This is a genomic window from Belnapia sp. AC561 (genome assembly GCF_979252845.1).
This window is the reverse complement of record NZ_CEEDBP010000294.1, coordinates 1-259: the sequence shown is the minus strand read 5'-3', so window position 1 is coordinate 259 and position 259 is coordinate 1. Positions and strand designations below refer to the sequence as shown.

The 259-nt window shown below is 61.0% G+C and carries 1 pseudogene; it reads right to left on the bottom strand.

Annotated elements, in window-relative coordinates:
- Positions 1-228: pseudogene (locus tag AC0IW9_RS31140) on the bottom strand (multidrug ABC transporter ATP-binding protein); the annotation flags it as partial.
- Positions 229-259 lie beyond the last annotated feature (31 nt).

The following is a 259-nucleotide window of genomic DNA, read 5'->3' as shown; positions in this document are numbered from 1 at the left end:
CCGCAGGAAGTCGGCGATGCCTTGGTTGTTGCGCGCGACATCGAGGACCAATTCGCGGCCTTGGTCGGCTAATTCCACCGGGAAACCGGCCAAGTCTGCCGGCAGTTCTGTGAGCGGCTGCTGCAATTGCAGGCGCAACTGGCGACGGCCCAGGCGCGCCATCAGATCAGTTTTATTTTCCACCAGCAGCAAACGGCCATCGCTGATCACGCCCACGCGGTCGGCCATTTCTTCGGCTTCTTCGAGGTAGTGAGTGGTC